Origin of the sequence: Streptomyces sp. NPDC016845, assembly GCF_044332585.1 — a bacterium.
Taxonomy (GTDB): Bacteria; Actinomycetota; Actinomycetes; order Streptomycetales; family Streptomycetaceae; genus Streptomyces.
Genome location: NZ_JBIRPI010000043.1, coordinates 23,071 through 29,757, shown reverse-complemented (window position 1 = coordinate 29,757; position 6,687 = coordinate 23,071). Strand labels below are relative to the sequence as shown.

Sequence of the window (6,687 nt, the reverse complement as noted above, 5' to 3'; positions counted from 1 at the left end):
TGGCGAGCATCGCCTTGATGCGCTCGTGCTCGCTCGGCGCGCGTCCGGTGGTCGGGTCGACCGTGACGTCGCCGACGGTGAAGATTCCGAACTGCGTGCCGGACGCTGTCTTGTCCTGTCCCATTTACTGTTCCCTTGCTTTGCCCCATGTGTGGGGGAGTGATCAGTTTGCTCAGTGGTTCTCGGTGAGCAGAGTTATGGCGCTGTCGAGATCCAGATAGTCGCTTTCGCTTCCTTCCGGCACCAGGACGAAGGTCTGCCGAAGGAAGGTGGTGACCGCAACTGTCGATAGCTCGACCAAGGCCGTGCCGCCCGGATTGGTCAGCACAACGCGCAGGCATTCCTCTCCGGGCACCACCCGCACGTCACCCGCTCCGGCGGGGCACGTTGTCCCGTCGGAGAGGAGATCCCTGGAGAAGACCCAGGTGACAGGCGGCCCGGAGGGCGGCCCGAGTGAGAGTCCGACGGCAAAGGGATCAGATGCACGGTAATGCAGGCTTGCCGAGATGGGCACCATCGGCCCTTTCGGCGCACTGACTCGTGCCGTCGTCGAGCGGGTGACTGCCGGAAGACGCTGTTCCATGATGGCCTCAGAAAAGTGGAGGAGTGCAATTCCCTGCCGAGAGCCTAGAATCCGGCCGCTGACGGCCTTGCCGAGGAACGCACGAAGGTTTGCCCACGCGAGCACGATCGCCGCGTTCCCGTGACAGGAACGAGACGCCGGATCACGCTTCGAAGAGGGCGGCGCCCTGCGCCCGGCGGAACACGAAGACGCCGCCTTGGGCTCGAAGAGCTTTCCGGAAACCTGGTACGGCCGGCGCAAGCAGATACCGGTGCCGGCCGGGGGGTACACGGTGACCGCACCGGATCTGCGCGGCTACGGCGACACCGAGAAGCCCGCCACGGGCCATGACAAGCGGACCATGGCCAACGATGTCGTCGCGCTCATGGACCACCTCGGCGACCTGCCCGAGGCGCTGACAGCCGGCCGGGAGGAGACCTGGCTGACCCACTTCTGCCGCAGCTGGTCCTACGACCCCGACATGCTCAGCCCCGAAGAGATCGCCGTCTACATACGCGCCTACCAGCAGCCCGGCGCCGGAGGACGTCGCCCAGGACGGGCAGGACGCCGACCAGTTCATCGAATGCCCCACCGACTGGAACGGCTGACCCAGCACCGGATCGAGCACGCTCGGACCATTTTCAGGGCACTGACGGACAAGTACCGCACCCGCCGCGTCCGTAAGGTTCCAGCAGGCAGTCGGAAGGCCCTTTTCGGTGTCTTCCCTGTGCACGTCGCCGACGCGTATACCCCACCGGCCGCGACGACACACCACCTCGTACACCTACGCATCACCACCTCACCTCGTACACCCACCACGAAACCCGAGAGGGAGTTCTCCCATGTCCCGTACCAGCAAGCCCACCGTCGTCCTCGTCCACGGCGCGTTCGCCGACGCCTCCAGCTACGCCCAGGTGATCCCCCGGCTCATCGCCCGCGGCTACGACGTCGTCGCACCGGCCGTGCCCAATCGCAGCCTGATCGGCGACGCCGCCTACATCGCCTCTGTCGTCCGCCAGATACCCGGCCCGGTCGTCCTGGTGGGACACTCCTACGGCGGCGCCGTCATCACCGTCGCCGGCGCCGAGGAGAACGTCACGGCGCTGGTCTACCTGGCCGGTTACGCGCTGGAGAAGGGCGAGAGCCTCGGCGAACTGCAGGGCCGCTTCCCCGACTCCGACCTCGCCGCCGCGCTCGTCTACACGCCGTTCCCCCTCGAGGGCTCCACCGAGACCGGCACCGATGTGTCCGTCCAGCCCGACAAGTTCCCCGCCATCTTCGCCGCCGACGTCGACCCCCGGCTCGCCGAGGTCCTCGCCGTCTCCCAGCGTCCGCTCGCCGCCCAGGCGTTCGCCGACGCGGCCCCGGCCGCGGCCTGGAAGACCAAGCCCTCCTGGGGGCTGGTCTCCTCCTCCGACCACACCATCAACCCCGACGTCGAGCGCTACGGCTACGAGCGGGCCGGCATGACCACCGTCGAGGTCGACTCCTCCCACCTCGTGATGCTCTCCCACCCCGGACGCGTCGTGGAGCTGATCGAGGAAGCCGCCAAGGCCACCTCCGCCTGACGAGAGCCGTCCCCACAACACCCGTAATCGGCCCTCCACTTCGCAGAGAGCGACAATGAACGCACCGATCTCACGCCGTGCTGTAACGGCATCCCTTCTCGCAGGCGCAGCCGCGCTGGGCACCGCGGGCGTCGCCCACGCCCTGCCCGACGCGGCCGCCGACCGCCGGCCCCGACCGCACAGCCGACCGGACACCCCCACCGTCGTGCTGATCCACGGCGCGTTCGCCGACGCCTCCAGCTGGAGCGGCGTGATCGAGCGTCTGCGGGGACAGGGCCACCGCGTCCTGGCACCGGCCCTGCCCCTGCGCGGCCTGACCAGCGACGCCGCCTACATCCGCAGCGTCCTGGACAGCGTGACCGGCCCGATCGTGCTGGTGGGGCACTCCTACGGCGGCGCGGTCATCAGCCAGGCCGCCTCCGGCGCCTCCCAGGTCAAGGCCCTCGTCTACATCGCGGCCTTCGTGCCCGAGGTCGGGGAGAGCGCGCTTCAGCTGACCGACAAGTTCCCCGGCAGCACGCTGGCGCAGGCCACCGTCACGCAGTCCTACCCTCTCCCCGGCGGCGGGCAGGGAGAAGAGCTCGTCATCAAAAAGGAGCTGTTCCGCGAGCAGTTCGCGGCGGGCGTGCCCGTCCGCACCGCCCAGACCATGGCGGCCGGACAGCGGCCCATCACGCTCGCCGCGCTACAGGAACCGGCCACCGCCGCCGCGTGGAAGAAGATCCCCAGCTGGTACCTCGTAGCCGGCCAGGACCGCAACATCCCCCCGGCCGCCGAGCAGTGTCCGGGGAACCATCTGGCGGGTGCCCACCACCGGTGGCCCCGCAACGCGCTGGGCCACCGGCCCGAAACTCGCATCCGAAGGTTTCCTCGGTGCCAACGGCATCAAGGTCCACAACGGCGACGTATGGGTGACCAACCTCGACAAGGGCACCGTGCTGCGCATCCCGGTCAGCCGGCACGAGACAGCCGGCCCCGTCGAGACCAGGGCCACCGGCCTGGTCGACATCGACGACTTCGCCTTCACCGGCTCCGGCGACACACTGCTGGCCGCGATCAACGCCGACAACAAGATCGCGCTGGTCAAGCCGGACGGCGGGCACAAGACCGTACTCACCGGAACCGACGGGCTGGAGAACCCGACCTCGCTTGCCGTCCGCGGCGCCACGGCCTACATCGCCAGCGGCGCCTACTTCACCGACAACGACCCCAACCTCCTGGCCGCGCGCATACCCCACGGCAAGTAGTCCGTCACCCGCCCCACCTCGGCACTCGCAGAAGGGACAGCTCGGTGCCCCAAAGCGGGTCGAGCTGCGCCCGTTGCTCCGTCGGCGTTGATCGCTTCCTCGGGCCGGAAGGGAAAGGGGCGGCCCGTGTCACGGAGGCGACCTGGACTACGTTGGGCGGATGTTCGAGCCAGTGAGTGCTGAAGAGTCGGCGGCCTTGGAAGTGCTTGCCTGCAAGGTCCGTAACGAACTGGCGGCCGCGGGTCTGCCTGTGCGCGTCCCGGGCCTCCATTCGGAACTGGCCGGAGGCGCCGACGTGGAAACGGACGCCGGTGCTGACGTGGCGGGCGGGGTGTTCGTCGGCTGGGAGGCGAGCCCTCGCCTGCAAGCCTGTGCGAGCCGCGCGTTCAGGTTGAAACAACTGGACGAGCCGGTCCTGCGGCACGCGAGCGCAGTCGGGGCGGCGATGATGCAGGCGATGGCCGCCGTCCTGGCCTCGGCCGGGTTCGACGTCGAGGACGCGCGAGACCAATACCGCCCGCAGCAGTTGCGAGTCCTCTCCGGACCGCCGTCCGGACAGCTACGGGTCTGGGCGCTACGCGAGGACGAACTGACCCTGCCAGGCTGGCAGGGCACTCCGGCCCACGGCGACAACTGAAGGCGGCGGGGAGCACGGACTCATAGGGCCAGAGACAGGATTCTCTGGCTGCCCGTCCCCGGCCCTGTGGGGACCGCAGCCCTGCTGCTCGGCATGCTCGACGTGGTTCTGCGCCACGGGCGCTCGGTCGTGGCCCCCGTATGCAGGAGGACCTGCCGGTGCAGCCCGTGGGACGAGCACGTTGGGCGGGGAAGGCGGGGGAGTGGGGGCGGTAGGGGCGCGTGTGAACCAGGCGCGGGCCGCGTAGAGGTCAGCTTCAACGGTCAGCTTCAACGGTCAGATGACGACGTGGCGCCCCACTATGCCCGCCCGGGGACACGTACAACCGGACCCGGTGCGGGCAGCACGTTCCGGCCCACCCGGACGCAACCCCGGACGGGCGCGATCGAGCCCGGCCATGTCCTGCCATGCACGGTGTGGCACACGCGGCACCACTGGCCGCAGGGCCGTCCGTACCGGTCCGTTCGCACGAGGCACCGTCCGGCCACGACGCACGGTGCACGTGTGCTGTGCGGGTGGGGCGGCCGCGAAGCGAGTGGCTGTCCGCCCGCCGATTCCGTGGCCGCTCGCGCGTCGGCTGCAACCGGCGGTGACATGCAGTGCGACCAGTGCGGGCAGATCTTCGGTGCTGTGCTCGCACCGTCCACGACGTTGGCCTGGACGTGTCCCGCCTGTCTCAACCTCGGCCGGCAAGCCCCGTTTCGTACAAGTCTGCTGCCACGCAGAGGTGCTCGGCGGAGACCGGCCGCCTCGCCCCGCGTCAACCCCGAACACTCGGCCGATAAGCAGCGGTTCGACGGGACGATGCAGTAGATCCGGTCCGGGAGGGTTCCAGCAGCGCATCCCAGGGGGCCGACCGCTGAGGGGTCTGAGCCGCGCGTACGCGTACGCGCGGCCAAGCGGCACAGATGCAACCGAATCTGCGGTGCCGCCCTCCGCACGGTCGGCACGCGCTCAGACACCCTGACGGTGCGGCTCGGCCTGGACGCGATACGGCGCGTGGCCAAGGTGCGCGAGGGAATACGTGGCGGAACGGGTACCGCGCGGCTGGTGCGCTTGATGGAGCGAGCTGCGGCGGGGGACGAGGCGGGGGCTGCCGCACCGGCTGCGCCATGCACGGCCTGTCCCCTGGCTCGAACCGCAGTGCCGCGGCGCCGCCGGGCACGAGCACCTGGCCGCACGCCGCGCTGTCGCCGTTCCGGCGCGCCGGCTCTGTCGCGGCCCCGCGCACGCGTCACCGGCCGTCCGCTGCTGCGCGGGCTGTGCCGACCTCTTCGATCGACGGGTCGGGCGGGTGCGGCGGCCGGCTTCGTAGCGCGTTACGGCGCTGGATTCTTCAGGCGTTGAGGGCGTGGGCCACGGTGGGGTGCAGGCTGATGACCTGGTCCAGGCCGACCATCTGGAGAGTGCGCAGGACCGGTTCGGGGGCGGTGGCCAACCGCAGCCACCCGGCCTCTCGACGGACCCGGTGGTGGACCGTCAGGAAGGTGTTGATGCCGGTGGAGTCCATGAAGGTGAGCTGTCCCAAGTCGCACACGATGCGGCACAACGCCGGGTCCGCGGACTCGAGGGCACAACGCAGAACGTCTCCGCTGTTGTGATCGAGTTCGCCCGCCAGGCCGAGGACGAGCACCCCCTCGCGCACGGACGAGGTGACGGACAGCCCGCCCGGCTGCGGCCCTGCGGGTCCTGCCGTCTTGTCTGGTGTCATGCGCCGGATGCTCCCACAGGTGCCCCCGGCCCTGGAGCCGCCGGACGGCACAGCGCACCCGCAGCCGCGCGTTGCGCCCTGTTCTGCCTGCCCTGCCCGGCTGCCGGTGTAAAGGAGAACGGGGAGGGTACGCACGGCGGGGAGCGGGGGATGCACGTGGTTCAGACAGTGCCGCCTGCCCCCAGAGAGGCGGCATTTTGCCAGATACCGGCGGTGTCCATGCCGCGTTGGCCCTGACCGGCGACGCCGACGGCGGCTGTATCGCCGAGGCACGACGCTTCGCGGCGGACTTCCTCACCCGGGCGCGGAGTACGCACCTCGTCGGGGTGTCCCGGCGGGCTGTCGAGGTGACTCAATTGGTGGTGAGCGAATTGGTGACCAACGCCTGCAGATTCGCGCCGGGTCCGGTGCTGCTGGACCTGACCCTTCTTGCGGACACGCTCCGGGTGGAGGTCTGGGACTGCGACCCGGTGCTGCCGCTGACCCCGGCGGCCGACACCGGCCCGGCCGGGCGGCACGGCCTGAGAGTCGTCCTGATATACGTACAGAGCTTCGAGGCCCGGCGCGAGCCGGTCGGCAAGTGCGTCACTGTGACTCTCACCCTGGCCCGCGACCCGGGCGCGGCGCCCGGCGGGCCGACTCCGGTACGACAGCCGCCACTCCGCCAGGGGTCGGTCGCCCGAGCGGGCCGCCTGGTGCGTCAGGCGAGCTGGCGGCTGCGTGCGTGGTGGAGCAGCGGAGCTCCGGGATCAGGCTGTCCTCGGTGACTCACGCACCCTCACGCACCTTGACGTCTTGCTCGGGGCGCAAGCGCAAAGACCCACCGCACCCACCGCTGCCCTTCCTCGGCGGGAGGCACGCACCATCGCGAAGTGAAGTGCTGCCCAGCGGTGACCGCCTGGCTGGCGGAGTCACACTGGGCAGCGGAGGGAGGCCTGGCGTGACGGTCCACCACCGAGATC

General features: G+C 70.1%; 6 protein-coding genes and 2 pseudogenes. 6 read left to right on the top strand and 2 right to left on the bottom strand.

Going from position 1 to position 6,687, the window contains the following annotated elements:
* Window positions 1–172: 172 nt before the first annotated feature.
* Window positions 173–583 carry an SsgA family sporulation/cell division regulator gene (locus tag ACH4RC_RS40995; protein WP_398209886.1) on the bottom strand — a complete coding sequence of 137 codons (411 nt, stop codon included), beginning with the start codon at window positions 581–583 and terminating at the stop codon, window positions 173–175.
* A gap of 250 nt (window positions 584–833) precedes the next feature.
* Between ACH4RC_RS40995 and ACH4RC_RS40990 the strand changes: the two are divergent.
* The 5 genes and pseudogenes from ACH4RC_RS40990 to ACH4RC_RS40970 form a co-directional block, all read left to right on the top strand.
* Window positions 834–905, top strand: a pseudogene (locus ACH4RC_RS40990) (hypothetical protein); the annotation flags it as partial.
* A gap of 499 nt (window positions 906–1,404) precedes the next feature.
* Window positions 1,405–2,130, top strand: a complete 726-nt coding sequence (locus tag ACH4RC_RS40985; RefSeq protein ID WP_398209884.1) for an alpha/beta fold hydrolase — start codon at window positions 1,405–1,407, stop codon at window positions 2,128–2,130.
* A gap of 55 nt (window positions 2,131–2,185) precedes the next feature.
* Window positions 2,186–2,869: pseudogene (locus ACH4RC_RS40980) on the top strand (alpha/beta fold hydrolase); the annotation flags it as partial.
* A gap of 64 nt (window positions 2,870–2,933) precedes the next feature.
* Window positions 2,934–3,377, top strand: coding sequence for a hypothetical protein (locus ACH4RC_RS40975; protein WP_398209890.1), 444 nt, complete (start codon window positions 2,934–2,936; stop codon window positions 3,375–3,377).
* Between the two features lie 160 nt (window positions 3,378–3,537).
* Window positions 3,538–4,014, top strand: coding sequence for a hypothetical protein (locus ACH4RC_RS40970; protein ID WP_398209883.1), 477 nt, complete (start codon window positions 3,538–3,540; stop codon window positions 4,012–4,014).
* A gap of 1,336 nt (window positions 4,015–5,350) precedes the next feature.
* On the opposite strand, the gene ACH4RC_RS40965 is transcribed toward ACH4RC_RS40970, so the two are convergent.
* The gene (locus tag ACH4RC_RS40965; RefSeq protein WP_398209881.1) at window positions 5,351–5,725 is read right to left on the bottom strand and encodes an STAS domain-containing protein; all 375 of its coding nucleotides are present in this window, start codon (window positions 5,723–5,725) and stop codon (window positions 5,351–5,353) included.
* Window positions 5,726–5,952: 227 nt separating this feature from the next.
* Between ACH4RC_RS40965 and ACH4RC_RS40960 the strand changes: the two genes are divergently transcribed.
* Window positions 5,953–6,492: an ATP-binding protein gene (locus ACH4RC_RS40960; protein ID WP_398209879.1), complete on the top strand. Its 540-nt coding sequence runs from the start codon at window positions 5,953–5,955 to the stop codon at window positions 6,490–6,492.
* Window positions 6,493–6,687: the final 195 nt, after the last annotated feature.

Bases quoted from the DNA above. Each gene is read 5' to 3' on its own strand.
- ACH4RC_RS40965 (WP_398209881.1), bottom strand. From the start codon at position 5,725: ATGACACCAGACAAGACGGCAGGACCCGCAGGGCCGCAGCCGGGCGGG.
- ACH4RC_RS40985 (WP_398209884.1), top strand. From the start codon at position 1,405: ATGTCCCGTACCAGCAAGCCCACCGTCGTCCTCGTCCACGGCGCGTTC.
- ACH4RC_RS40995 (WP_398209886.1), bottom strand. From the start codon at position 583: ATGGAACAGCGTCTTCCGGCAGTCACCCGCTCGACGACGGCACGAGTC.
- ACH4RC_RS40970 (WP_398209883.1), top strand. From the start codon at position 3,538: ATGTTCGAGCCAGTGAGTGCTGAAGAGTCGGCGGCCTTGGAAGTGCTT.